This is a genomic window from Tardiphaga sp. 619_E2_N8_4 (genome assembly GCF_051810905.1).
GTDB classification, from domain to species: domain Bacteria; phylum Pseudomonadota; class Alphaproteobacteria; order Rhizobiales; family Xanthobacteraceae; genus Tardiphaga; species Tardiphaga robiniae.
Map to the genome: position 1 here is coordinate 5,788,190 of NZ_JBPWQJ010000001.1, position 26,684 is coordinate 5,814,873.

The following is a 26,684-nucleotide window of genomic DNA, read 5'->3' on the forward strand; positions in this document are numbered from 1 at the left end:
TAGATGACAAGACCGCCGATGATTACCAGGGCCGCGATAGCAAGAATATGGGCGCATGCAATCGAAACCGCCTCGACGGCGGAACCGACCTTCTGCCTGAGCTTCGACTCCTTGAATCGGAGCATAGGCATGCGAGACGCCACTTGCGCCTTGAAACGAGAGTCAGTCAATGAGCAGTCCCCAAATGCCGGCGCAAGATGTGTCCCACTTTGCCGACGAGCAAAGACTTGCGGTCAAATGAGGCGACAGTGAGTCAGGGTAACAGCCGACAATGATCGCCGGGATTCGTCGGTCAGTTGGATTCCATGATCCATGCCCTGCCCGCTTGCGCGACGGACGGCGCAACATCGCGGCCGCAGAACTCCGCAGCGCGCTCGAATTGTTCCTGAATTTCCGATGTTACCACCCCATTTGCGGCATCGAGTTCCCGCAGCGAGATGGTCGATGTGAAGGTTCCGGCAAAACAGCTGCAGAACTTTTTGGAATCGCTCGAAGGTTTGTTCGGCCGCTTGCGAAAGTGGTTCGAACAGCTTGTTTCCAGATTGTTCGCCATCTGATCGATTTCGTTCGCATAGATCGGGGACGCGATCACGGCGGCAAGTGCCAGTATAAATGTAGTTTGTCTCATAGTGCGATCATAACCTCGGTACTCCAGCAACGCATCGTCACTCTGTCGTCATCCTCAGGTTCCACGGGAGAAAGCTCGTGCTCACGCGCCTGTGTTCGGTATTTCGACATTCGGGGTTGAATTGTTGCAATTGTGACGGTTGAACAAATGAGCCGCATTAGCGATGTTCGCGGATGGGGCGGATGCCGAAAGTGATTGTGATTCTGCGATCTGAGCGCCGCATTATTCGCTTATTCAATGGGTTCTCTGCTACGCGACGATCTCGGCATTTCCAGCAGACATGTCAGGTCGATAACGCTACACTGTCCGGGATTGATTGCGCTGTTGCTTGCGCTCGAATTCCTGAGCACCAACTGGACCACGCCGTTGCAGGATAGCGGCATGCCCCATAGGGACGCCTTCATGGACAAGATCGCTCCGCATAAAGTCACGAAGGCCGATATCGTCTTCTCCGTCGGCCGCGGCCTCGTGATGGCCGCAGCCATCATCGGCGCCACATATTTCCTTGGAAGCTGGTATCTCGGCGGCAGCGACCTGGAATCGATCTATCAGACTGAAAGCTATAACGACGCCTCCACGACGCCGCGAAGCGAACATGCGACTGCGCCCGGCACGACGGAGGAAGCGACGCAGTAAGACACTGCGCGCCTCCCCTTATCTGCGCAGATGCGCGAGCTAGTAAGCCACTGCTTGCGGCCGCCCGACGCCGCTATAGAGAAATCCGTTCCGCGTCACTTCATCCGGCGAATAGATGTTGCGGAGATCGATGATCACCGGACAGGCCATGATCGCCGCCATCTCCTTCAGATCGAGCGCGCGGAACTGCTCCCATTCGGTGACGATGACCATGGCGTGACACCCGCGGGCGCATTCATAGGGCCCCTCGCAAAAGGTGACGTTTTCGAACACCTTCTTCGCCTGCTCCATGCCAACGGGATCATAGACCCGCACCTCGGCGCCCATATCCTGCAGCGCCGTGATCAACGGAATCGACGGCGCATCGCGCATGTCATCGGTGTTGGGCTTGAAGGTCACGCCGAGTATGGCGATGGACTTGCCGCGCAGATTGCCGCCGAAGGCATGCGCCACCTTGCGCGCCATCGCGCGCTTGCGCTGGTCGTTGACGGCAACCACGGTCTCGACGATGCGCAGCGGCGCTTCGTAATCCTGGCCCGTCTTGATCAGTGCCAGCGTGTCCTTCGGAAAACACGAGCCGCCATAGCCCGGTCCGGCGTGCAGGAACTTCAGGCCGATCCGGTTGTCGAGGCCGATGCCCCGCGCGACTTCCTGCACATTGGCACCGACCTTCTCGGCGAGATCGGCGATCTCGTTGATGAAGGCCACCTTGGTCGCTAGGAACGAGTTGGCGGCGTATTTGGTCAGTTCGGCCGTGCGGCGATCCGTATACATGATCGGCGACGAGTTGAGGTGCAGCGGCCGGTAGACTTCCGCCATGACATCCTTGGCGCGCTGATCGCTGGAACCGATCACGATACGGTCGGGATGTTTGAAGTCTCTGATAGCCGCGCCTTCGCGCAGAAATTCCGGATTCGAGACTACCGCGAATTCGGCATCCGGGTTCTCTTCGCGAATGATGCGCTCGACCTCGTCGCCGGAACCGACCGGCACCGTCGACTTGTTGACCACCACGGTGAACTTTTTGATGGCCTTCGCGATCTCGCGCGCCGCCGCATAAACATAAGACAGATCTGCATGGCCGTCACCACGCCGCGATGGCGTACCGACGGCGATGAACACCACCTCGGCCGCACCGACAGCAGATGTGACATCGGTGACGAATTTCAGCCGTCCCTGCTTGGCATTGCTCGCGACTAGCGCATCGAGACCAGGCTCATGGATCGGAATCTCACCGTTGTTCAGCGCATCGATCTTTCCCTGATCCGTATCGACGCAGGTGACGTGATGGCCGAAGTCCGAAAAGCACGCCCCCGACACGAGCCCCACATAGCCAGCGCCAATCATGGCAATTCGCATTGCATGTCCTGTCTTATAAACAGTCCGCGGTCAGAACGACCCGGACATCCCCCGAGAATTCCGCATGCGCCTCAGCTGTTGAGGATCAACTCGCCGTCGAGATGCTGCGGAAAGAAAAAGAAGTTGTTGACGTAAGCTTGCCCGGGTTTACGGCCACCATTGGGCAGCAGCGCATCGGCGTCCTGCATTTCCCCGGCGTTGAAATGATCGATGGAGATCACCTCGTCGTCCTGGAGGAAAAAGCCGCGATAGGATTTGTCGCGAAAGAAGTCGAACACCGAGCGCGTCGCCTCGGCACGGTGGCGATCCTCTGCCTCGACAAGGAAGACTGGCTGGCACCGGTCGATCAGACCGACGGCGCCATGCAAGACGCTCAACTCGTGCCCCTCGACGTCCACCTTCACGAAGGACACGTCCTCGCGCACGACACCATCGAGACGCGCCAATGGAACATGCGTCGTGATCAGTTGCTTCACCGACGGCTCATATTGTTGTTCGAGCGATGCCCGCCCGTAAACAAGGCCATCCTCGCCTTGCGGTGTGTAAAGCTCGGCATCGCCTTCATGATCCGAGAGGGCCACTTCATGGATGCGGACATTGGACGCGGAGGTGCGCCGGAGCAGATCGGCCATCTCATGCGACGGCTCGAATGCATGGACCTGACCGGACAGCCGCGCCAGTTGCTGGGTGTAGAGACCGCAATTGGCGCCGACATCCACCGTGACAGCACCCTGCGGCACGATCTTATCGAGATAGGCCAGTTCACGCTCCGCCGATTTGGGACGCTTCATGAAGCGCCAGCGCAGATACATCGACGGGAAAGCGTCTTTCAGAAGCTGCTTGGTCCGTTGCGTCGCCGTCATGGCTGTCACCCTTCGTTCGAGGCTGGTTTCAAGGCAAAACAATTCTGGGCGCCGGACGGAGGTCCGCCAGCGCAATGTCTGCAATGTGTGGTGTGATCGATGCCGCCGCTCAATCGGGCGTGGGCATCAGAAGGCATTACCGGAGAGGAATTCGCGCCGGACCGTCTGCACGATGATCATGATGTCCATATGCATCGACCATTTCTCGATATATTCGAGGTCGTAATCGATGCGCGAGATCGCCCGGGGCGCCTCGACAGTGCTGCCGCGGCAGCCGCTCACCTGGGCCAGACCGGTGATACCGGGCCGTGCGCTATGACGCGTAAAGTAATACGGCACGAGATCTTCATAGAGCACGTTGGCCGCCAGCATGCCCGGTACATGGGGCCGCGGCCCAACCAGAGACATATCGCCCTTGAGCACGTTGATCAGCTGCGGAATTTCGTCGAGGCTGGTCTTGCGCAGCAGCTTGCCGATCCGCGTCACCCGAGCGTCGCCTTCGACCGTCTGCTGAATGCCGCGCTTGTCGCCTGCATCGGTGCGCATCGAGCGGAACTTGTAGATCTTAAAGAAGCGGTTGCGGTAGCCGTAACGATACTGGGTGAAGAACACCGGCCCCGGCGAGGTCGCCTTGATGATGATTGCGATCGTGATCAGCAGCGGCGCGAGAAACAGCAGGGCCGAGCCTGCGGCCGCAATGTCGAACAATCGCTTGGCAATCGACTCCGACGGCTCGCACCGGGCAACCTGGTTCGTCCGGCGGCTGCGATAGGCGCTGTTGCGATAGGACCCGTGGCCGGCAAACTCGACCGGCCGCACTGAAATGAACTGCCGCTCCTTCCAGAGCGGCGTCACCTTGTTGCGATCAAAACCAACTGAAACTGTAGAGGCCATGCTCTCGCTCCCTGCTGGAACTTTGGTGCGCGATAATCGAACAGAAACATGCCTATGTGGCAGGCATGCGAATTCAGAACCCTTCCCTTCGACGAACATTCGCAATTGCGAAACCATCTTCGTCGATCAGCAAGAACCTTCATCCCTGAAGATTTCTTAACTGTGCGAACGAATTAGGGCGGCAAAACGGTATTGGCGTGTAACATTACGCAGTCGCAATATTGATATAATTGTGCGGCGCGCAAAATTCGTTGTGCACGGAAGCGCTTAGATCGTTTTGTACGTCTATTGCGCTGCATCACGCTCACAGCAGCCATGCAAAATAATTACACGACGCAGATCGATGAATTGCATCGCGTCGCTGCGAGATCGGGTGCATGATCTTCGCAATTAACAAATCGCCACCAAGCGGCAATCGATTCGAGCTTGATTTTTCACTCGATACTAAAGCGCGCCCATTATGTTGCGCACTGAGACTGCTCACTCCGCCAGATATTTCGGCATCGCCATGGTCGCTCGACGAACACCTCAGATGACTACAGGGGACATTTCATTTCCCCCGCGCGCGATTGCCGTGGATAAGGCCACTATCTCCAACCCTGTGGATAGTTCTGCCAACGATGTGCGTAACGCATCTGGCCGCAAACTGCGAAACAGACTTCTTCTTATCAATGCGGCCGTCTGGGTCGCTGTGATCGTCGCCGTTCGCATCATTTTCTTCTGAGCTCTTCGCTATCCCCAAAGCTTTATGAGTCCCAATGCGTTGCGCGGCCGATTGAATTTGACCGCGACGGTTCCCTGATCGTAGCTTGCGCGAAATGCCGCGCTCCCTCTCCAGGTCAGATTCGAACAAGGCGGCACTGCCGCCCGATACGCGCATCTATGCCATCGGTGATATTCACGGACGCGCCGACCTGCTGCAGGAAACCATCGCGCGCATCGATGAGGACATCCGACGTCGCCCGATCACCTATGCGGCGGAAGTCTATATCGGCGATTACATCGATCGTGGCGCGGATTCGAAAGGTGTGATCGATTTGCTGGCAGTCCGCATGGTGCACAACCATGCAATCTGCCTACGCGGCAATCACGAAGCCATCATGGAAGACTTCCTGGAGGATGCCAGCGTGCTTGAGCACTGGCGCCAACTGGGCGGACTTCAGACTCTCGCGTCCTATGGCGTTTCTCCATCGCGCACGGCAACGGCGCGCGATGTACAGAACGCCTTTCGCGCCGCATTCCCTCCGGCGCACGACGCTTTCTTGCGTTGCCTGCGGAACAATATCAGATGCGGCGACTTTTTGTTCGTTCACGCGGGCATTCGTCCCAATGTACCGCTGTCATCTCAAGATCCACATGATCTGATGTGGATCAGGGACGAGTTTTTGGATTCCAAGCGCGATCATGGCGTCTATGTGGTGCACGGACACACACCGGTTCCCCATGCAGATATTAGAGATAACCGTGTGAATATTGACACAGGTGCGTGGCGCAGCGGCATCCTCACGTGCATTGCCATCGAAGGCACAGAGATTCTGGTTCTCTAAGAAGACATTAGTACGCAATCTGCGCACTCTCTGAGTACGCCACATTCTTTCGCCGTTTTTTGCCGGACACTCTCGCGCAATTGTCGTCTGCATCAATTGTCATCGAATTGATGCAGATGATCACATTGATGTTGTGTTGGGGGTCTACCATGTTGCGAACGAACCGATGCGCCGGCATTTTGATAGTACCGGTGCTTTCATTTTTCCTTGCTGGCGTCGCTCCGTCGATCTCGCTCGCACAGGACCAGCGGGTTTCTGCGGCTTCGCCGTCAGGCACCTATCTTCTTGGACCAACTGACAGGATTCGTCTGAAGGTCTATGGCGAAGCTGATATCACCGGTGAATATGAAGTCGACAGCAACGGATTTGTATCGATTCCCCTTGCGGGCCACGTGAAGGCCGCTGGACTGACCACACGGCAATTAGAGAAGGGCATCTCCTCCGCGTTGGCCAAGGGAATCGTGCGAGACCCACGCGTGAACGTGGAAATCGCGCTGTATCGACCCTTCTATATCCTCGGCGAAGTGAAGAAGAGTGGCGAATACCCTTATCGCATGGGCCTGACCGTGATGGACGCCGTCGCGACCGCCGGCGGGTTCACCTACCGTGCCAATGAGAACAAAGTGTATTTGCGGCGATCGGGCTCAACGGTCGAAGAGATCTATGCGCTCGATTCGCCAGTCCTGGTATTTCCCGGCGACAATGTGCGTGTCCCAGAACGATACTTCTGAACTCATCATTTTTGATTTTGTCTGATGTGTAGTGACCGATGCGCGCCTTCATGTCGCGCGTCGCCATAGTCTCGACTTTTTGCGGTGCGTATTCTTGTGCAGTGCGACGAACTTTACTTCGTACTTCGCATTGTGGGCAGCAAAGAGAAGGGCGTTTCATCAGACGAGTGTTGAGTGCGCTAGTGGGGGCGCGACATTCATCACGGGCTTGCTGAGTTTGTAAGCGCCGGGATGAATTTCTAAGCGGCAATCAAGTCTCGACGACAATTCGATAGCGGAGGAATGCATGTCCTTCGCAAGGGATGAGTGATGAAATGTACGTTTGTATCAGCAGGATCGGATGCGATCGGCGAAGGACCGGAGGGGCTGCGGCCGATTCCCGTCACGCGCCGCGCTCTCCGTATCGCGCCATGGCCGGTCACGGCGATTCTGCTTGGTATTGCATCACCCGCCAACGCTCAGGCGATCCCGGCAACCAGCGACGAGCTCGCGCCGCCCTGGAATGCGCAACGGATTTTCGAACCGTCCGCGCTGCCCGATCTGGTCGACCGGGATAACCGCGAAGCAATAGCGCCAGAGGACATGCCAGTAAAAAAGAGACAGCAACCTGGTTATGAACCCGTCGGCATCCGCCAGGGATCCTGGATGTTCAACCCGTCGCTGATGACGGGCGCGCTCTATGACAGCAATGTGTTTGCCTCGAACACCCAGAAGCGCGGCGACGTCGCAGCGGTGATCGAACCCAGCCTGCGTGCGCACACGCTGTGGGAGCGACACGGCATCGACATCAAGCTCAATTCACGAACCACGGCCTATAATGAAAATTCGAGCCTCGACCAGACCGATGTGAGCCTGAAGGGCGCCGGCTGGATCGATATCGCCAACGACATGGTCGTGCTGGGCAGTTTCCAGATCGCGCATCTCAATGAGGGTGTGGGTTCGCTGAGCTCGCCTTCCAATGCCGTGACACCGACGCCTTATAATCTGATGTCCGGCGACCTGACCGTCCGCAAGGAATTCAACCGGCTGGCGACATCGATCGGCGCACGCGTCGACTCGTACGATTACGGCACGGCGCGCGCGCAGGATGGCAGTCTGATCGACCAGAGCAGCCGCGACGGCCAGATCTATGCGCTTCACGGCCGTGTCGATTATGCGTTCTCGCCCGTGCTCGGCTGGTTCGGCGGCGTCGAAGGCAACCAGCGCAACATCCGCGGCGTGCCCGGCCAGACGTTGGACTCCACCGGCTATCGCGCTTTGTCCGGCTTGACCGTCGGTTTCGGCAATCTGCTCCGCGGCGAATTTGGCGGCGGCTATGTCGAGCAGCGCTTCGACAATCCTCTGATCGGCACCGTCGACGGACCGTCCTATCGCGCCAAGCTCACATGGAGCCCGACGCGATTGATGGACATCCACGTCAAGGCCGAACAACTGGTCACGCAGACATCCGATACCAGCTCGACCGGCGTGCTGGCCAATGCCGTGCAGGTCGGCGTCGACTACGAGCTGCGTCGCAACGTCATCCTGTCGCTGGCGGGCGCCTATGAGATCGATCGCTTCTTCGGCCAGGCCCGCAAGGACCGCGTGACCACAACCAATGCCAGCGTGAAGTATTTGATGAACCGCTTCAGCGCGATCTCGGCCTATCACCGCTACACATCGCGCGACAGCGATATACCCACCTTCAGTTATGACAAACATCAGGTAGGGCTCAATGTTACAGCGCAATTTTGACCAGCCTTATCCGGCGGCACCGGAACCGGTTCCGACCGCCGTTGCCGGTTGGCAGGCGCCAACCGTCGATCTCCGGGAAATGGCGCGCATCCTGCGCCGGCGCTGGCGCGCGGTCGTGCTGCCCGCCGCCGTGCTCGGCGGCATCGCCCTCGCTTATGTGGCGACGGCGACCACACTCTATACTGCGAACTCCACCGTACTGGTCGATCCCCGGCGCGCCAATGTGGTCGAAACCAATCAATCGGTGCTGACCAATTTCGGCACGGACGATGCGACCATCGAGAGCCAGACGCTGCTGATCCAGTCGCTCACGATCCTGCAGCGCGTGGTCGACAAGTTGAAGCTGACGCAGGATCTCGAGTTCATGCCAAAGCCCGGCCTGCTCGATCCGATCCGCAATCTGTTTCGCAGCAGCAGTCCGGTCGATGGCGTGAGCCCCGAAGACGCCGCGCGTGCATACTCTATATATCTGCTCCAGCGCCGCATGAAGGTGACACGACAAGGCACGACATTCCTGGTCGATATCGCCGTCAGCTCGGAATCGCCGCAGAAAGCCGCGACCATCGCCAATGCGGTGGCTGACGCCTATTTCGAGGAACAGGTCCGCGCCAAATTCGACGCGACGCGCATCGCAGCCAAATGGCTCGGCGGCCAGATCGATGCGCTGAAGAACCGCGTCGTCACCTCCGAACAGGCCGTCGCGGACTATCGTTCCGCCAATAACCTCGCGGTCTCGCAGGGCGTGACGGTCAACGACCAGCAGATCACCGATCTCAACAGCAAGCTGATTGCTGCCCGGGTGCAGACCGCCGAGGCGCGTGCCAAATTCGATCAGGTGCAACAATTGGCGAAAACCGGCGGCGATGCCGGCGGGCTCAATGCCGCCGTCTCCTCGGAGATGGTGACCAAGCTGCGCGCGCAATATGCCGATATCGCCAAGAACGAAGCCGACCTGACCAGCAAATATGGTCCGCGGCATCCGCAGGTCGCCAATGTGCGGGCGCAGCTCAAGGACACGCAGCGGCTGATCAACGAGGAAATCGGGCGCATCGTGCAGGGCACGGCGCATGATTATGACGTTGCGAAATCGCGCGAGGCGTCGCTGCAGGACAGTTTCGACAAGCTGCAGGGCGTCTCCAGCACGTCCGGTCAGGCCGTGGTCCGGCTGCATGAGCTGCAGCGCGAGGCCGAGGCCAACCGCACGCTCTATGAGTCATATCTGGCGCGCTCGAAGGAGACGACGGCGCAGGAAAGCCTGGAGATGCCGGACTCCCGCATCGTCAGCTTTGCCAGCATCCCGCTCAAGCCTTCCGCGCCGAAGACGATGCTTATTCTCGGCTTTGCCATCCTGCTCGGCCTCGGCGGCGGCACGGTGCTGGCATTCCTGACCGACTATCTCGACGGACGGATCAAGACGCTGGAACAGGCAGAAGAGATTTCGGGCGTTCCCGCGCTGGCAGCGCTGCCATCGATCAGCAGTCGCGAACTCGCCGGGCGTGCCAAACGCGGCCGCACCGAACTCGGCAGTTACGATCCGCGCACCATGCGGCTGCTGCCGGCTGCATTGCAGCCACCACTGATGCGCTATGCCATCGAGGAGCCCGGCACATTCTTCGCCGAAGCGATTCGTGCCGTGCGTCTGGCGATTCAGCGTGCGCGCAAGATCGACACGGTCAAGGTCGTGCTGGTGACATCGGGCCTCGAAAGTGAAGGCAAGACAACCTTCGCCGGCAATCTCGCTTTGTCCTTCGCCACGCTGGGCATCAAGACGCTGCTGATCGACGGCGATCTGCGCAATCCCGGCCTGACCCGCGCCGTCAGCCCCAATGCCGATGCCGGCCTGCTGCAGGTGGCGACCGGCGAAGTGTCGCTGGAGCGCGCCATCCTGCTCGATCGCAGCACCGGCCTCTCGATTCTACCCTCCCCCGCTATCAAGGACGTCGATGCCATCACCGAGTTGATGTTCTCCGAGCAGATCGTCGAAATCCTCGACCGCTTGAAGTCACATTATGAACTGATCATCATCGACTCGCCGCCGCTGATTCCGCTGGTCGACGGCCGCGCGCTGGCCGAACTCGCCGACCGAATCCTGCTGGCCATGGCCTGGAATCAGACGCCGCGCGAAGTCGTCGCCCACACGATGGAGCTGCTGGCTCCGGTGCATGATCGCATTCTCGGTACCGTGCTGACCCAGGTCGATCTCAGCAAGATCCGCTTCTACGACTATTACCGCAGCTCGGCCTATCTGAAGCCCTATGGTGTCGCCGCCGCCAGTGCGGGAGCTGCGCGTTGACATTGGCCCGGACCGCGCCGCTCAGGCTGCATCGCAACGGCGCCGTCGCCGCGGCGGGCTCGCGTGCACGCGTTCCGCAACGACGCCAGATCGTCAATACGGCTCAGCTCATCAATTTGATGATCGTCAGCGTGCTGCTGGGCGCCATCGTCGCGATCTTCACGCTGTCCGGCGGCGTTCTGACCAATCTCAAGATTCACTACCTGACACCCGGCGGCAATTTTCTCGAGAAATTGCACCCCGGCACCTATGCGACATTCATCGCGACGCTCTTGCTGCTGATGCGCGACGGTGACCCGATCGGCGAGATCAACCGTGCCTTCACGGACGCCAAGCTTTTGCTGGTGCATCTGTTCTGCTGGTTCGTCCTGTTGATCCAGATGTTCGTGCTGGAACGCCCGTTCACGGTCATCATCGACACGTTCCTGCTGCCGGTGCTGCTGTGCCTGCTGATCTGGCGGCTGACGCCGGCGCAACGACGGCCGTTGGTCTGGGCCATCCATGCGACGTTGCTGCTCAACATCCTGATTGGCTATTACGAATATTTTTCCGGCCATCGCATCATTCCGCTGACACTCGGCAGCGTGCTGGTGGTCGGTGAATGGCGCTCGGCTGCGCTCCTCGGCCATCCGCTGACAGCCTCGGGCATTGTCGGCGCCTATATCATGGCGCTGGTGCTGCGGCCGGCCATCTGCCCGCCGATCATGATCCGCGTGCCATTGATCGCCTTCAGTCTGGGCTCGCTAATGGCCTTCGGCGGCCGTACCGCGCTGATGACGGTATTGTTCGTGCTGGCTTGCCTCGGTCTGCTTGAGACGATCCGGCTGATCCGCGGCAAGCGCGTGCCGCTGCTGTTCGCTGTCGGCGCGATCTGCTTTCTTTTTGCGGCGGCAGGCGTCGTGTTTGCTGCGCTCTATCTCGGCATCTTCGACAAGATGCTGCTGCGCTTCTCATCGGATAAAGGCAGCGCCCTGGCTCGCTTTGCGACCTTCGACATGCTCAATCATTTCCAGTGGAGCGAACTGATCCTCGGACCCAATCCGGTTCGCGTGAACGCGCTGCAGTCGCAGCTCGGTTTGAATTATGGCATCGAGAATTTCTGGGTGTCCTGCATCGTGCAATTCGGCCTGATCCACACCATCCTGATCACGCTCGGCCTGACCTGCTTCTTCATCGAATTGCTGCGCCGGTCGGACCGCGCAGCCTTCGCCATCTTGCTGCTGATCCTGATGATTGCGGCAAGCTCGGTGAGCTTCTCGTCTAAGAATATCCAGCTGGCGCAGCTCGTTCTACTCATCGCGCTGCTGTTGCCGCGCGAACGCGCGCCGGCCGTGGCGCCACCCCGCCATGTCCATCAGCGGCCGCCGACGGCGGCTCCGCATGTCCGCGCCGTCCCCCGGGATCAGGAGTTTGCATGACCATCTATGTCGATCACACCCATCTCGGACGCCATGTGACCGGGCTCGAACGGATCACACTGGAGCTGTTCTCGGAACAGGCTTTGGCGCCGCTCGATGTCGTGCCCATTACCTCGCGCGGCACCGGCCAGATGGTGGCGACGCAGACTTTCGGTCTGCCGATGCGCCTGGCGTCTCCCTCGTCGTTCCTGCTGTGCCCCGGCTTTCCGCCAAGCCCGCTGCTACGACCGTTTTCATCGCGCGTGTTGCCCTATATGCACGACGACTTCCTGCTGACGCGACAGGCCGATCTCAATGCACGTGCGCGACTCTATATGGCGACGCCTTTCAAGATCGCGCTGAAGAACTATCCGCGCTTCCTGACCAATTCGCGCGACACCCAGCGCAAGCTGGCCGAGCATTGTCGCCCGGACGCTAAGATTACGCTGTATCGCCCGCCGGTGCGCAACGTGTTCAAGCTGGAATCCGCCGAGCGCGCCGAGCGCGAGCCCGAGACGTCGCCGCTGCGCGTCGTGGCCCTCGGCACCGTAGAGCCACGCAAGAACTTCATCGCCGCGGCCAATATCGTACGTGAATTGCGCCAGCACGGTTTTCCCGGCGCCACCCTCGACATCGTCGGCCGCAAGGGCTGGGGCGATGACTGGAAGACGCTGGAACGCATGTCGTGCGTGACCTTGCATGGCTACCAGTCGTCCGAGAACGTGACGCGCATTCTCAATGAGGCCGATATTTTCCTGTGTACCTCGCATGACGAAGGCCTCGGCCTTCCACTGCTCGAAGCCCAATATGCCGGCCTGCCGATCGTGGCGCCGAATGCCCCCGTCTTCCACGAAGTTCTGGGCACATCCGGCATCTTCATCAATCCATCGGACCACGGCACCGCAGCGTCGCAGATCGGCGGGGCTATCGCGGCTTCTCAGTGGCGCAGGCAGTATGTTGCGACAGCGACCGAAAACCTCGCGCGCTGGAACGCGCTGGCAGCAAGCGACCACGACATCGTCATCGACCTGATCGCCGAACTCGCCGGCGGGCAGCTGGCCGGCCGTCGTTCGGCGGCGAAGCCCAACGTCGCGCATTAGGACCGCGGCGCCGGCGTCCATGCCGGATCGGGGCCACGCTCGGTCCGTTCAACAGGGGATATTGCTTCTTGCAGGATATCGACACCAGCACACGACATCTGGACGGGCTGCGCATCGTTGCGGCCAGCGCCGTCGTGATCCTGCACTATTCAGATTACATCAAGGAACTGCCAATTGGTCGCTTCATGGTGGACCACACCTGGCACTTCAATCTGTTCGTCGATCTGTTCTTCGTCATCTCCGGCTTCGTCATTGCCAGCCAGTATCTGGCGAAAGTTGGCTCACCCGCCGCGGTCGGCCGCTTCCTGTGGCGGCGCCTCGCGCGGATCTATCCCCTGCATCTGGCAACGCTGGCTTTCTATATCGTGATCGCACTGGCGCTTCATGCCGGCATCGCCAAGACCGACAACCCGGCACGTTATCCGTTCTCGGACCTGCCGGCGCAGTTCCTGCTGCTGCACGCCATCGATGGCGACCGCTTGACCTTCAATTTTCCGAGCTGGTCGCTGTCGGCAGAGTTCTTCTGCTATGTGCTGTTTCCGCTGATGGTGCTGACGATCGCGCGGAGCAGGACGGTGATTGTGGCCCTCGTCGTGCTGCCGCTGCTGGCCAACAGCATCTATGCCGTTGCCATGGGCACCGAGCCCTGGCCGGACTGGATCAACAAGGGCGGCGCCTTCCGCGCTTTGCCTGCCTTCAATCTCGGCATTGCCTGCTGGCTGTTTCGCGACCGGATTGCGCGCCTTCCGGCGATACCGGGCCTGCTGACCGCGGCCCTCGTCCTGTTCCTGATCTTCGGCGCGCAGCTTCCGATCATGGTGGCGCTGGCGGTGATCTATCTCATCGCCGTCCTCGCCATCCATCACGATCTTTCCCGCCAGACCACCCTGTTCTCGCGCCTTGGCTTTGAGCGCTGGTCGTCGCTGACCTATTCCTCCTACATGCTGCATATTCCAGTCGCGACCGTCGTCCTCACGCTGGCGGCACGCTTCCTTGCCCCCGTTATTCCCGGCGGCAAGCTCGCCCTAGTGCCGCTGGCCATCGCCGTTCTTGCCGCCGTCAGTATTCTGTCCCTGCGCTATTTCGAGACGCCCATGCGGCGCGCTCTCAATGAGGCTTATGATCGCCATTTCAGCACGCGAATTGCCGCGGCGACGGTGCCAAGGCAGACGTGACCTGATGGTGGATGCAACGCAGACAATGTCCGGGACAACGCGGCCGCTGACTCAAACGAGGACGGCCAGCCGGGATGTGGCGATCGACAGCATGCGCGGCCTCGCCATTCTGATGGTGATCGGCATCCATTCGCTGCAGCAACCGCTCGATGCATCGTGGCAGACCATGCTCGATGCGGCGCTGCGCCCCTGTGTGCCGATCTTCCTGTTCGCATCCGGCTATCTGACCGCCCTGTCGGGCCGCGTTCCACTCGGCAAGCGCGTCATGGCCGCATTGATCCCCTATGCAATCGCTTTCGCTGCGGCTTATCTCTACATGGCGCTGCAGAATCCGGCGATGGATCACCGCCCAACGACAACGGCTGCCCGTTTCGTGCTCGCTTACGTGTTCGTGTATTATTATGTCTTCGTCTATCTCGGCTGTACGCTCATGCTCTGGCTGACCCTGTGGTTTGCCCATCGTGATCCGACCCAAGCCAGTGAGCGACTGCGCGTCGTCCTGATGCTCGCCCTTGTCTTCGGCCTGATCATCGGCAGCTATCTCGATCCCCTGCTGATCCAGCGCGGACTATCCGATGGGCTGATCGAAGAAGTGCGCATGCGCGATATCCCGTTCTGGTTCAGCTTCGTGGCGCTGGGGATGCTGGTCGCTGGGTCGACGGCGCGGCCGGCCCTTCCGCACATGCGCCTGACGCTGACTGCGGCGGCACTGCTGGCCTATGTGATCTATGCGGCAGCGAGACTGCTCAAGATCGGCGACGCTGCGGATTATGATTCGATGGCGTTCTTCGGCTATGCCGCGGCGCTCTGCGTGCTGTTGCTCGCACTCGGCATCCGCACGCCGGTCCTGGCCATGCTCGGGTCCGGCAGCTACTTCATCTATCTCTGGCATATTTTCATTGTCATGGCCTTGCGCGATCATGGCGGACTGCGCCAGTTCGGCCCGGTTGCGGGGACATTTCTGATGTATGCGATCACCGTCGCCTTGAGCCTTGTCGCGTTGCTCGCTGTGCAACGATGGGCGCCGCCGCGCGCAGCCCGCTGGCTCGGAGCCTGACCATGCTGCTGAGGCGCACTATCCTTTATCTTCCGGCCCAGATCGTCGGGCCAATGTTCCAGCTGATCGCGATGATCGTGTGGACCCATGTGGTCAACGAGCATACGCTGGGTGTGATCACGCTGATCACCGCAACGCATGAGCTGCTACAGATCGCGTTCCTGGCCTGGTGGTCGCAATATGCGCTGCGCTTCTTCGGCCGCTATCAGGACGGCGAACAGGCCGAACGCTTCTATCGCACCGAGAATGTCGTCATTCTTGTTTCGCTGGTGCTGCAGAGCACCGCCGTGATCGGCGTGCTCTATACGGTCATCGCGACTGACACCAACCCGGCGCTGCTCGGCGCCACAATCGCTTATGTCATCAGCCGCTCTCTCAATCTCTATATCGCTGAACGCGCCCGGGTCCGGCACCAGATCGGCGTCTATTCGATCCAGCAGATCGTCGGGCCGTCGATCGGCTTCATTCTTGGCCTGATACTCATCAAGCTGATCGGCCCATCGCCGGAATGGCCGCTGCTGGGCTATGCCGCCGCGCAGCTCTTTGCCGCTTTGGTCGTCCTGCCCCATATCGGCTACAGCCGCCGCCTGTGGCCGATCGATCGCGAGATCATTCGCCATGCGGTGAGCTACGGCATTCCGCTGATTATCGGCGGCGCGCTGGGCTGGGTCGGCCTCAATGCGTCGCGCTTCATCGTCAACGACATGCTCGGCGTCGCCGCCGCCGGTCTCTTTGCCGTTGGTTATGGTCTGGGCCAGCGCGCCGCGGCAGTGGCCGCGATGCTGGTGACGGCTGCGGCGTTCCCGCTGGCGGTCAAGAGCATGGAGCAAGGCGGCAGCAAGGCTGCGATGCGCCAGCTTGCCGACAACAGTGCACTGCTCATCGGCATTCTGGCGCCAAGCATTGCGGGCATCTTCCTGCTACGGGCCGAGATCGTGCACCTGCTGATCGCCACGCCGTTTCAACAGGTGACGCTGGCAATTCTGCCTCTCTCGGCCCTGGCCGGTTCGATCCGCAACATCCGTGCCCATTTCGGCGATCAGGTGTTTCTCCTACACAGCAAGACACAGCTGATGATCGTGGTCTCCAGCATCGACGCGCTGGTGACGATCGTGGCGAGCTTCATCTGTATCCACTATTGGGGACTCGTTGGCGCGGCCGGCGCGACAGTGCTGTCCGCCATTGCCGCAGCGCTGGTCAGTTTCATCATCGGTTTTTCGAAATTCGGCCTGACCCTGCCCTGGGCGCATCTCGCCCGCATCGTCCTCGCAACCGGGGCCATGGCGGCACTGCTGACGCAACTGCCCGAAGCGCCCAACCATGTCTTACTGGCAGCACATGTCGCCGCAGGCGCGGCGATCTACGTGTTGGTCCTTGCCATCCTTTACGGGCCGACGTTGCTTCGGATGCTGCGCCGGCAGCCGCAACTCTCGGAGCTCTAATGTCGTGAAATCGTCACGACCGTTTGGCGGTCTCCAGCGCACGGGCCATTGCGTACCACAGCGGCTTTTTCTGCATGTTCTCATCAAACGGCAGCGGCCGTGGCAGTCGCTCTGCGAGAGGATTCTTCTTTCTCACGGCGTCCGTATAGAATGAATAGTGATCGGACAGCTGCCATGCGATCACGGCCTTGACCGCCGGAACCTGCAGCACCGTTTCGAGGAATTTCCCGCCGGTCTCCGCGATCATCTTGTCGCGCGTGGCCACGTCATCGGGGAACGTGTCGTCACGGACATCGAATTCGGTGATGTAGATGTCGACCTTGCGTTCGGCGAGCGCGTGGACGAATTCCAGAAACCGCTGGGGATCATGCGGATAGCGCGGCTGCAAGTGGCCCTGCAGGCCGACGACATCAAGCCGGACGCCGGCATGCTGCAATTCATCGACCAGACGCAACAGTCCGGTGCGTACCGCGAGACCGACATCGTCATCGCGTTCCGCCTGTGCCTCATTGAGCACAAGTTTAGTCTTCTTATCCACAGCACCGGCCCGCGCGAAGGCGCGCCTGATATAATCAGTGCCAAAGGCATCGTACCACGGGCCAAGGCGATAGCCGCCGGGTGCCTTGTGACCGGGCCAGAACGGCTCATTCACGACGTCCCATGACTGCAATTGGCCGGCATAACGTCCTGCGACTTCATCGATATAACTATCAAAGAAGGCCTGCCGCTCGGTATTGCTCATGGACTTGATCCACTGCGGAACCCATTCGTTCCAGATCAGACAATGACCGCGCATGGGAATGCGATTGCTCGCACAAAATTGTAGCAATCGATCGGCGCTCTCGAATCGCTTCGGACCCGCCATCGGCGCAAGCGTGCCCATTTTCAGAGCGATGTCCGTCGTTATAATTTTCGTCTGTGTTGTGTAAAGCTCACGATATCCGACATCCTTGTCGATCACCGGCCCCGCAGCCGCGCCAAACATCAAACCATTTTTTGCCGCAATTGTACCAAGGCTCTGCATTTGAGTCGCGCCGAGTGCATGTTGTTGCATAGCGACTGTCGCACCGGCGATGACTGCGAGCGACTTTCTCCTTGAACATTCGAACATATCCACTCTCCATCGATTCAAAATCGTGACTGCTATCTTTTCCATATTGCGCGACAGCATCGCCATCGTTGCGTCGCAATAGTTCGTTTTGATGTCCATGACGTCGGGGAGATGATTTTCGACTCACTTTTCTTTGCTGCATCGGCAGCAAGCAGGTGTGCACTTCGTTCAAGCGTACCTCGGCTACATCGTCATCAGGGGACCGACATGTCGAAGACGCAGGCACCACACGCCAAAAATCTCACCGTTGACGGAGTCACCGTGAACGTTTCATCGCTCGACGAAGCCGTTTTATCGATCGTAGAAGCGGCCGAACGCGGCGATAACTTCAGTGTATGCACGCTCAATCTCGATCATGTCGTACATCTGCAACAAAAGCCCGATTTTCGCGCGGCCTACCGGCGCGCACGCTTCGTGACTGCGGATGGCTTTCCGATCGTCGTTCTCAGTCATCTGCTTGGCAAACCTATTTCACGAACAACCGGCGCTGATCTTGCTGCTCCCTTGTGCGAAGCTGCAGGCAAGAAAGGGCTTCCCATCTTTCTGTTCGGCTCCGACAGGCCAACGCTGGACAAGACTGCAGCGGAATTGCGCAAACGATATCAGGGCTTGCAGATCGTCGGCACCTTCGCGCCTGGTCGCAACTTCGAGGCCTATTCAGCGGAGGCCGATACAGCGATTGCACAGATCCGCGCATCCGGTGCAAAGCTCTGCTTCCTCGCGCTGGGCGCCCCGCGGCAGGAAGTGTTTGCGTCGCGCTGTATCGATGAGCTGGACGGAACGGGCTGCCTGTGTTTCGGCGCAGCGCTGGACTTCATCGCAGGTACACAGGTTCGCGCACCGATGTTCACCCAACGTGCCGGTCTCGAATGGGCCTGGCGCATGTTGCGGGATCCGCGCCGCCTTGCGCCCCGTTACGCACGCTGCGCGGCCGCCGTGCCACGTTTGATCGCCAGTACGCTTCCACAAATCCTGAACGCTCGCATGAGGAAAGCCGCATGACCTCGACACTCACTCTGGGTCTTCGCGCCCGGAACGCCGCGCCGGCCAAGCAACGCTACCAGATCTGCCTCATCCACCCGTTCGATCCGCGCGGCCAGAAGGTGGGTGGGCTAGAGACCTATATCCGCGACTTCATCACCTTCCATCCCACGGACACGGACATCCTGTTCGTTGGCGTGGATTCGATCGGCGACCTCAAGCTCGGCGAAGTGCGACGGCTGACTTTCCGCGGGCGCGACTTCGACTTTCTCCCGATCCTGCACTATTCCGACCAGCAGGCCCGAGAGGCCGCGCGCACCATCCGCTCGTCACTCACTGGCCAGTTCTTCATGGCGTTACTGCGCTATTTCGGGCCGGTGTCGCGCTTGATCCGCGAGCGCGGCTGCACGGTCGATCTGCGCCGTGTCGAATTCTCCTGGCTGCCGACGCTGCTGCGCCGTCCGTTCATCCAGATGCTGCATGGCGAGGGCGCGCCGAAGCTGCAAATGGATTCGCTCCTCAAGAAGTATTCGTTCGTGCATAATATCGGCGAGCGTTTCGCGGTCACGACCAGCGCAAAATTTCTGTGCGTGAATCCGTTCATCACCGAACGGCTGCAAAAGACATATCCCGGTCAGAGCGGCAAGATCGACACGTTGTGGACCTGGGTTAATACCGACATCTTCAAGCCACAGCCGTTTCCGGCGATGACCGAGCCGTTCCGAATCATCTTCGCGGGACGCCTTGACGAGTTCAAGGATCCGCCGCTGATGTTCAGCACCATCGCCCGTCTGCGCGAGCGGCTGCATGGCCATCTCGAATTCCATTATATCGGGACCAGCGATCCGCATCGCTTTGCCGAATTCGCCGCGATCGAAGACATCACAATCCGGCACGGCTTCAAGGACGCTGTCGGCATGGCCGCAACACTGGCCAATGCCCATGCAGGCATCCTGACGTCGGAGTTCGAGGGCATGCCGCGTTGCGTGCTCGAGACGCTTGCGGTCGGCCGCCCGGTCGTCGCGGTGCACCTGCCGCAGCTGGAATCGGTGATCCATGATGGCGAGAGTGGCTACCTGATTTCACGTAGCGCGTCGCGCGACGAGATGATCGAGAACCTGGCCCAACGTTTCCTCGATACCCGCGATGCGATCGGCACCGGCGAGATCAACCCGGCGCAGGTTGCCAGCGCGATCGATAATTTCACACCAGCAACACAGCTGGCGCGCGTCTTTACCTATCACCAGGACATCCAGAATGCGCGCAACATGACGATGACGCCCTCCGCGGCACACTGAGGTTATTTGTGAATATCCTGTTGCTATCGAGCGAATATGCTCCCGCACGCGGCGGGATAGGCACCTACGCCCATGAGATCGCATTGGCCGCAACGCAGCTCGGCGCGCGGGTGACGCTGGTCGCTCCCGATTACGCACAGGATATGTCAGCCGACGATCGCGCCATGCCCTTCGCAATCCACCGCTTCAGCGGCGGATTGCATTCGGCGCGTGATCTGCCTGCCAAGATCATGCTGGCGCGCAGCCGGATCGGTACGGCCCCGTTCGATGTGGTGCATGCCGCCGACTGGCCCTTCTTCATTCCGGTCGCACTCGCGCGCGGCCGCACGCCGGCGCGGATGCTGATGACTGTGCACGGTACAGAGATCAATGAGACGCAGACGCCACTGAAGCGGCTGGCGATCCGGTTCAGTGGCGTGTTCGGGCCACGCACCGAGATCGCTGCCAATAGCAACTTCACACGCGAGCTATTTCGCAAAAGATTCACGATCGACGAACGCCGCATTCATGCCATTCGCCTTGGCGTCTCCGATTTCTGGTCCGGCCGGCGCAGCGACCGCGCTGCCACACGCGCGATCTATGACATTGCGCCAGACCGGATCGTCCTGGTCACTGTGGCGCGGCTCACGCGGCGCAAGGGACATCATCTCACGCTCGCCGCCCTCGCGCAGCTTCCTGACGAATTACGTCAGCGCGTCACCTGGCTGGTCATCGGTCCGCAAGGAGAAGCTGACTATGTCGATGAGCTTCGCGGCATGATCGCTGCGTCGGACTGCGACATCAGGCTACTCGGCGCGCTATCGAATGAAGAAATTCGCGATATCTACGGTGCGGCAGACTTCTTTTGTCTGACCGGTGTGCCGGATTCGTCCGGCCGCGTCGAAGGCTTCGGTCTCGTCTATCTTGAGGCCGGTGCCACGGGCCTGCCGAGCGTCGCAAGCAATATCGGAGGTGTGCCCGATGCGGTGCTCGCCGGCCAGTCTGGCCTTCTGGTCGCCCCCCGCGTCGACATGATCGCCCATGTGATCCGGCAATTGGCCGAGGACGATGAGCTGCGGGCGCGCCTCGGCGCTGGCGCCGCCGCACATGCGCGTGATCTGTCGTGGGAACGCTGCGCCGCAGAAACCTATGGTTTGAAACGGCCATCACCGTCGGAGGATGCCTTGCAGACCGGATCGGAGCTGAGGGCATCGGCATGAAACAGCTCGCTGCCATCGTCACATTGCTCGTGCTCACCGCAGGCGCCGCGCAGGCCGACAACTGCAACAAGAGCCGGGAGTATTTGCTCGGCGGCCTTGCAGGCGATCTCACCATGCCGCCACAGGCCTATGAAGGCCTGTTCAAGGTTTGCACCGCGACGGCGACGATGCCGAACGTCAAAGATGCCTACATCCTGAAGGATGGGGCCATCGCGGTGATTCCGAAACAGGACACGGTGGCCGCCACCGCGGCGACGCTGTCGCGATTCTGCGACGCCAACCCCAGAGCCACGCTACGCTTCATCTCCGCCAAGGAGCTCGTGCTAACGAAATCGACATCGGGCATTGTGCAGATGTCGTCAGGTTCCGCAACGTCGTGTAAGAAGATCAAGGGTCTCACCTGAGCCAGAGGGAAATGCCGCCATGCTGAAGCGCATCTTTCGCTCCTCGTCCGAGACATTCCGGACACGCTCGCCGGAACGCGATCGCATCACCGATGAACGGCTGGTTCTTGCCATTGCGGCGACCATCGACTCCGGCCTGCGCAGCGCAGAATACGAGCATGACGGCCTGAAGCGTCGGCTGGAAGACGTCATCTCCATCGCCGCAATTGTCGGCGGTAACGAGATCGAGGACGTTAACAGCCAGTCGGACCCACGGGCGGAACTCCTGCAGAAATCGGACGACGAGATCCGCATCGGCGAAGCACGGCTGCGGACGCTCGAAAACAATATCGAGCATTTCAGATCGCTGAAGCGGGACCTGAGACGGCGTTTCCCGAGCATCAATCTCGATGCCGCCGAGCCGGCGCCGAAATAGCGGTTTCCACCGATCAAGACCAGCCGATCAGCACGCCCCTGCGAGGGTCAGTGACGCCACGACACTCTTCAGGGCGATCGATGCCTCGTAGCCGAGTTCGATACGATCAGGCATACTGGTCGTGTAAATGCTATCCCTCACCTCGTCGCCGGCCACCACCCGTACCGTGATCGGCCCCGCCTGCCTCAATCCCGCCCCAGGGCTTCGCCCAAGGATCGACCGGAGTATCTGCATCCATGACTGATCGCGCCGACGCCATTGCCGCCAGGATCGAGACCTTCATCCGCGCCGAAGTCATCCCCTATGAGAAAGATCCGCGGACAGGTGCTCACGGCCCGAGCGACGAACTGGTGCAAGAGCTGCGCGACAAGGCCCGCAAGGCTGGCGTTTTGACCCCGCATATTCTTGCGGATGGGTCGCATCTGACGCAGCGCGAAACGGCAAAGGCCCTGATCAAGTCCGGTCTTTCGCCGCTGGGTCCGCTTGCCTGCAACACGATGGCGCCCGATGAGGGCAATATGTACCTGCTCGGCAAGGTCGGTACCGCCGAACAGAAGACGCGGTTTCTCGAACCGCTGGTGTCGGGGAAAGCGCGTTCGGCATTCTTCATGACCGAGCCGGCAAACGAAGGCGGCGCAGGCTCCGATCCGTCGATGATGCAGACCACCTGCAGGCTCGATGGCAATCACTGGGTGATCAACGGGCGGAAGAAGTTCATCACCGGTGCGGAAGGCGCCAAGGTCGGGATCGTCATGGCGAAGTCCGAGGACGGCGCCTGCATGTTCCTTGTCGATCTGCCCGATCCTGCGATCCGCACCCTGCGCGTGCTGGATACGATCGACAACTCGATGCCCGGCGGCCATGCGGAGATCGAGATCGATAACCTGCGTGTCCCCGCCGACCAGATGCTTGGCGCCTCAGGCGACGGTTTCAAATACGCGCAGATCCGCCTCAGCCCGGCGCGCCTGTCGCATTGCATGCGTTGGCTGGGTCTTGCGATCCGCGCCAACGAGATCGCGACCGACTATGCCTGTCGTCGCCATGCATTCGGAAAGGCCCTGATCGATCATGAAGGCGTCGGCTTCATGCTGGCGGAAAACCTGATCGACATCAAACAGTCGGAACTGATGATCGACTGGTGCGCCGACGTGCTCGACACCGGCTCGCTCGGCACGGCCGAAAGCTCGATGGCCAAGGTGGCCGTGTCGGAAGCGCTGATGCGGATCGCCGACCGTTGCGTGCAGGTGATGGGCGGCACCGGCGTTTCCGGCGAAACCATCGTCGAACAGGCCTTCCGCGAGATCCGCGCGTTCCGCATCTATGACGGCCCGACCGAAGTCCACAAATGGTCGCTCGCCAAGAAGATCAAGCGCGACTGGAAGTCGGAATAGCAATGACGCGCGCGGCGAAAGCCGTCGCTGTTTGATTGAGTGCTGCGACCATTCAGCGATGGCGTCAGGAGGTCGATCGGCATCCGGAGGCAGCGCGCGGGTGCCGAAATTGCCAGACGTCTCGCTTGGGACAGCCCCCAATCAGCAACCCTGCCCTGAAACTGCTGGCCGACAGGTCAACGACGTTCTCTCGAACAAGCAATTCCGAGAAAAACTCTCCTACATTCACCGTCGTGCCAGCAGGCTTCTTCCGAACATGGTGCCATCGCATCTGCACGCTGGACCATTTTGCTGATTTCCTGAAGTGTAATTGCGAATTGTTGAAACCGCGACACTTGGCTCGCACAAGCCGGTATTGAAGAAACACACCATGAAGACAGCAAAATTTCTGCACGTCGGCGCGCTCGCATTGGGCTTTGTCGCGGCGACTATGCAAGGCGCTCGCGCCGAGACGGCCCAACTCCGTATCGCGCAGCAGTTCGGGATCGCCTATCTCCCGCTCATCGTCGCGAGCGAACGAGGCTTGATCGAGGAAGAAGCCAAGGCGCTTGGCATCACGCCGCCGAAGATCGAATGGCTGCGGCTCTCGGGCGCCGCATCGATGAACGAAGCACTGATTTCCGGCGGACTGGATTTCGCGACCGCCGGCATAACGCCAATGATCCTGACCTGGGACAAGACGCGAACCACCGCCAAGATCATCGGCGTCGCCGCCTTGGGATCGATGGCCAATATCCTCACCACCAACAATCCGAACGTCAAGACACTGGCCGACTTCACCGAGAAGGACCGCATCGCGCTGCCGTCAGTCAAGGTCGGTTTCCAGCCGATCGTGCTGCAGATGGCGGCCGACAAGGCGTTCGGCAAATACGACAAGCTCGACGAGCTCACCGTCAGCATGCCGCATCCGGACGCAACCGCGCAGATCCTGTCGGGTCGCTCCGAGATCACGGCACACTTCACCTCGCCGCCGTTCTCGCAGCAGCAGCTCGCCAGCGGCAAGGTGCACCAGGTGCTGAACAGCTACGACGTGCTCGGCGGCCCGCATACTTTCAACGTGGTCTATGCCACCACAAAATTCGTCAACGACAATCCGAAGACGATCCAGGCCTTCGTGCGCGGGCTCGACCGCGCCAATGACTGGATCAAGGCCAATCCGAAAGAAGCCACCGCGCTCTACATCAAGGCCGAAAATTCGAAGCTCACGCCGGACTTCGTCGAGAGCATCATTCGCGACAAGAACATCAACTTCACCACAATTCCCGAGGGCGCGCAGAAATTCGCCGACTTCGAAGCCAAGGTCGGCCTCATCAAGCAGGCGCCGGCGTCGTGGCGGGATCTGTTCTGGTCCGGCCTCGGAGAGAAGCCGGGGAGCTGACGTGAACGTCGCACCGCGATCGGCTGACTTCGTCGGTGACGCCGTAACGGCGCCGCTGCTGGCGCTCGACCATGTCAGCATCAGCTATCCCACCCGCGACGGCATCCTCACGGCCGTCGAGGATGTCAGCTTCACGCTCTCGGCCGGCGAGCGATTGGTGTTGCTCGGCCCGTCGGGCTGCGGCAAGTCCACGCTGCTGCGTACGGTGGGCGGTTTCCTGAAGCCAAGCACCGGCGAGATCCGGCTACACGGGCGGCGCATCGATGCGCCCGGCCCTGACCGCATGACGGTGTTTCAGGAATTCGACCAGTTGCTGCCATGGCGCACGGTGCTGGGCAATGTCCGTTACGCGCTGGAGCGCGGCAAGTCGCTGCCGCGCCGGCAGGCGGAGGATGTCGCGCGTCATTGGCTCAGCCGCGTCGGGCTGAAGAATTTCGTCGATGCCTATCCGCATACACTGTCTGGCGGCATGAAGCAGCGCGTCGCCATCGCCCGTGCCTTCGCGCTCGAGCCTGCATTGCTGCTGATGGACGAGCCGTTCGCTGCACTGGATGCGCTGACGCGTCGACAGATGCAGGACGAACTGCTGAAGCTGTGCGAGGAGACCGGGAGCACGGCGCTGTTCGTCACCCACGGCATCGACGAGGCGATCCGCGTCGGCACCCGCATCCTCGCACTGACGCCGCATCCCGGCCGGCTGGGCGCGACATTCGACGTGCCGCCCGACACCCGCATCCGCGGCACCGCGCGCTTCGCCGAGCTGGAACGACAGATCCAGCAGAGCGTGTTCGCCGATCCGGAAACCGAACATGTCTGATATTGCTGCGCCGAAACTGGTGCGCGCGCCTGCCCTACAACGCGTGTTCTCCGGCACGCCGTGGCGCCGTGCCGTCATCCTGCTGGGCTTCGCGCTGATCTGGGAGCTCTATGCACGCTGGCTGGACAATGCGCTGCTGCTGCCGACCATGGGCGCGACGTTGTCGGCGCTGTGGGCGGCTATCGTCTCCGGTGAACTGCCGGACCGCACCCTGACGTCGCTGCGTGTCCTGATCACCGGCTATGCGCTGGGTGTAGCCGTCGCCGCGGCGCTCACGACCCTCGCCGCGCTGTCACGCTGGGGCAACGAAGCGCTCGGGCTGCTGACATCCATGTTCAATCCGCTTCCCGCCATCGCGCTGCTGCCCGTTGCATTGCTTTGGTTCGGCATCGGCACGCCGAGCCTGATCTTCGTCATCGTCCATTCGGTACTATGGCCGGTGGCGCTGGCCTGCTATGGCGGCTTCCTCGCCGTGCCGCCGACGCTGCGAATGGCTGGCCGCAATCTCGGCCTGTCCGGCGGCCGGTTCGTGGTGGAGATCCTGGTGCCTGCGGCGTTCCCGCAAATCCTGTCGGGCCTGCGGATCGGCTGGGCCTTCGCATGGCGGACGCTCATCGCAGCCGAACTGGTATTCGGCGTCAGCGCGCGCTCCGGCGGTCTCGGCTGGTTCATCTACACCAGCCGTGCACAGCTGGAGACGGCCAGCGTGTTCGCGGGACTGCTGACGGTGATCCTGATCGGCCTCGTCGTCGAAGGAGTTATCTTTCGCACATTGACGCGGATCACGGTGCAGCGCTGGGGCCAGGAGCAGGCCTGAGCGACGACGACAGGCCA

The 26,684-nt window shown here is 60.6% G+C and carries 24 protein-coding genes; 19 read left to right on the forward strand and 5 right to left on the reverse strand.

Features of this window, described 5'->3' with window-relative positions; translation table 11 throughout:
- Window positions 1-292: 292 nt before the first annotated feature.
- Complete coding sequence (locus AB8A23_RS27530; protein WP_141137206.1) at window positions 293-553, reverse strand: hypothetical protein; 261 nt, start codon at window positions 551-553, stop codon at window positions 293-295.
- Between the two features lie 456 nt (window positions 554-1,009).
- Between AB8A23_RS27530 and AB8A23_RS27535 the strand changes: the two genes are divergently transcribed.
- A complete protein-coding gene (locus AB8A23_RS27535) occupies window positions 1,010-1,264 on the forward strand; it encodes a hypothetical protein (RefSeq protein WP_139285856.1) in 255 nt (84 codons plus the stop codon).
- Between the two features lie 39 nt (window positions 1,265-1,303).
- Here the strand turns inward: AB8A23_RS27535 and AB8A23_RS27540 are convergent, their stop codons facing one another.
- The 3 genes from AB8A23_RS27540 to AB8A23_RS27550 all read right to left on the reverse strand — a co-directional run bounded on the left by AB8A23_RS27540 (window position 1,304) and on the right by AB8A23_RS27550 (window position 4,380).
- Entirely contained in the window at window positions 1,304-2,623 is a 1,320-nt protein-coding gene (locus tag AB8A23_RS27540; protein ID WP_089268057.1) for a UDP-glucose dehydrogenase family protein, read from the reverse strand.
- Between the two features lie 71 nt (window positions 2,624-2,694).
- The gene (locus AB8A23_RS27545) at window positions 2,695-3,486 is read right to left on the reverse strand and encodes an FkbM family methyltransferase (protein ID WP_092149417.1); all 792 of its coding nucleotides are present in this window, start codon (window positions 3,484-3,486) and stop codon (window positions 2,695-2,697) included.
- A gap of 126 nt (window positions 3,487-3,612) precedes the next feature.
- The gene (locus tag AB8A23_RS27550; RefSeq protein ID WP_439057522.1) at window positions 3,613-4,380 is read right to left on the reverse strand and encodes a sugar transferase; all 768 of its coding nucleotides are present in this window, start codon (window positions 4,378-4,380) and stop codon (window positions 3,613-3,615) included.
- 818 nt (window positions 4,381-5,198) lie between these two features.
- Here AB8A23_RS27550 and AB8A23_RS27555 point away from each other — a divergent pair.
- From AB8A23_RS27555 to AB8A23_RS27595, 9 genes are all read left to right on the forward strand, one after another.
- Window positions 5,199-5,927, forward strand: a complete 729-nt coding sequence (locus AB8A23_RS27555; protein ID WP_089268102.1) for a metallophosphoesterase — start codon at window positions 5,199-5,201, stop codon at window positions 5,925-5,927.
- 149 nt (window positions 5,928-6,076) lie between these two features.
- On the forward strand, window positions 6,077-6,658 hold the full coding sequence (locus tag AB8A23_RS27560; protein WP_439057521.1) for a polysaccharide biosynthesis/export family protein: 582 nt from the start codon (window positions 6,077-6,079) through the stop codon (window positions 6,656-6,658).
- A gap of 309 nt (window positions 6,659-6,967) precedes the next feature.
- Window positions 6,968-8,392: an outer membrane beta-barrel protein gene (locus tag AB8A23_RS27565; protein ID WP_089268061.1), complete on the forward strand. Its 1,425-nt coding sequence runs from the start codon at window positions 6,968-6,970 to the stop codon at window positions 8,390-8,392.
- Window positions 8,373-10,685, forward strand: coding sequence for a GumC family protein (locus tag AB8A23_RS27570; RefSeq protein ID WP_231077790.1), 2,313 nt, complete (start codon window positions 8,373-8,375; stop codon window positions 10,683-10,685). The genes AB8A23_RS27565 and AB8A23_RS27570 overlap by 20 nt, the downstream gene beginning before the upstream one ends.
- A complete protein-coding gene (locus AB8A23_RS27575) occupies window positions 10,682-12,103 on the forward strand; it encodes a VpsF family polysaccharide biosynthesis protein (RefSeq protein ID WP_439057520.1) in 1,422 nt (473 codons plus the stop codon). Before AB8A23_RS27570 ends, AB8A23_RS27575 begins: the two co-directional genes overlap by 4 nt.
- Window positions 12,100-13,182 (forward strand): glycosyltransferase family 4 protein, encoded by a 1,083-nt coding sequence (locus tag AB8A23_RS27580; protein ID WP_439057519.1) that lies wholly within the window; start codon window positions 12,100-12,102, stop codon window positions 13,180-13,182. Before AB8A23_RS27575 ends, AB8A23_RS27580 begins: the two co-directional genes overlap by 4 nt.
- Before the next feature lie 68 nt (window positions 13,183-13,250).
- On the forward strand, window positions 13,251-14,357 hold the full coding sequence (locus AB8A23_RS27585; protein ID WP_439057518.1) for an acyltransferase family protein: 1,107 nt from the start codon (window positions 13,251-13,253) through the stop codon (window positions 14,355-14,357).
- Between the two features lie 76 nt (window positions 14,358-14,433).
- Window positions 14,434-15,414 carry an acyltransferase family protein gene (locus AB8A23_RS27590; protein ID WP_309946984.1) on the forward strand — a complete coding sequence of 327 codons (981 nt, stop codon included), beginning with the start codon at window positions 14,434-14,436 and terminating at the stop codon, window positions 15,412-15,414.
- A 2-nt stretch (window positions 15,415-15,416) separates the two neighbouring features.
- Window positions 15,417-16,856, forward strand: coding sequence for an oligosaccharide flippase family protein (locus AB8A23_RS27595; protein ID WP_439057517.1), 1,440 nt, complete (start codon window positions 15,417-15,419; stop codon window positions 16,854-16,856).
- A gap of 13 nt (window positions 16,857-16,869) precedes the next feature.
- Here AB8A23_RS27595 and AB8A23_RS27600 read toward each other — a convergent pair whose 3' ends face one another.
- Complete coding sequence (locus AB8A23_RS27600) at window positions 16,870-18,033, reverse strand: endo-1,4-beta-xylanase (protein WP_439057516.1); 1,164 nt, start codon at window positions 18,031-18,033, stop codon at window positions 16,870-16,872.
- 45 nt (window positions 18,034-18,078) lie between these two features.
- Between AB8A23_RS27600 and AB8A23_RS27605 the strand changes: the two genes are divergently transcribed.
- The 9 genes from AB8A23_RS27605 (at window position 18,079) to AB8A23_RS27645 (ending at window position 26,667) form a co-directional block, all read left to right on the forward strand.
- Window positions 18,079-18,969, forward strand: coding sequence for a WecB/TagA/CpsF family glycosyltransferase (locus tag AB8A23_RS27605; RefSeq protein WP_439057515.1), 891 nt, complete (start codon window positions 18,079-18,081; stop codon window positions 18,967-18,969).
- Entirely contained in the window at window positions 18,966-20,246 is a 1,281-nt protein-coding gene (locus tag AB8A23_RS27610) for a glycosyltransferase (protein WP_439057514.1), read from the forward strand. Before AB8A23_RS27605 ends, AB8A23_RS27610 begins: the two co-directional genes overlap by 4 nt.
- An 8-nt stretch (window positions 20,247-20,254) precedes the next feature.
- Window positions 20,255-21,445: a glycosyltransferase family 4 protein gene (locus AB8A23_RS27615; protein WP_439057513.1), complete on the forward strand. Its 1,191-nt coding sequence runs from the start codon at window positions 20,255-20,257 to the stop codon at window positions 21,443-21,445.
- Complete coding sequence (locus AB8A23_RS27620) at window positions 21,442-21,849, forward strand: hypothetical protein (RefSeq protein ID WP_176454758.1); 408 nt, start codon at window positions 21,442-21,444, stop codon at window positions 21,847-21,849. Before AB8A23_RS27615 ends, AB8A23_RS27620 begins: the two co-directional genes overlap by 4 nt.
- Before the next feature lie 19 nt (window positions 21,850-21,868).
- Window positions 21,869-22,264, forward strand: a complete 396-nt coding sequence (locus tag AB8A23_RS27625; RefSeq protein ID WP_439057512.1) for a hypothetical protein — start codon at window positions 21,869-21,871, stop codon at window positions 22,262-22,264.
- A 236-nt stretch (window positions 22,265-22,500) separates the two neighbouring features.
- Window positions 22,501-23,655 (forward strand): acyl-CoA dehydrogenase family protein, encoded by a 1,155-nt coding sequence (locus AB8A23_RS27630; RefSeq protein WP_439057511.1) that lies wholly within the window; start codon window positions 22,501-22,503, stop codon window positions 23,653-23,655.
- 370 nt (window positions 23,656-24,025) lie between these two features.
- Window positions 24,026-25,033, forward strand: coding sequence for an ABC transporter substrate-binding protein (locus AB8A23_RS27635; protein WP_439057510.1), 1,008 nt, complete (start codon window positions 24,026-24,028; stop codon window positions 25,031-25,033).
- 1 nt (window position 25,034) lies between these two features.
- A complete protein-coding gene (locus AB8A23_RS27640; protein WP_439057509.1) occupies window positions 25,035-25,850 on the forward strand; it encodes an ABC transporter ATP-binding protein in 816 nt (271 codons plus the stop codon).
- On the forward strand, window positions 25,843-26,667 hold the full coding sequence (locus AB8A23_RS27645) for an ABC transporter permease (protein ID WP_439057508.1): 825 nt from the start codon (window positions 25,843-25,845) through the stop codon (window positions 26,665-26,667). The genes AB8A23_RS27640 and AB8A23_RS27645 overlap by 8 nt, the downstream gene beginning before the upstream one ends.
- The last annotated feature ends 17 nt before the right edge of the window (window positions 26,668-26,684 follow it).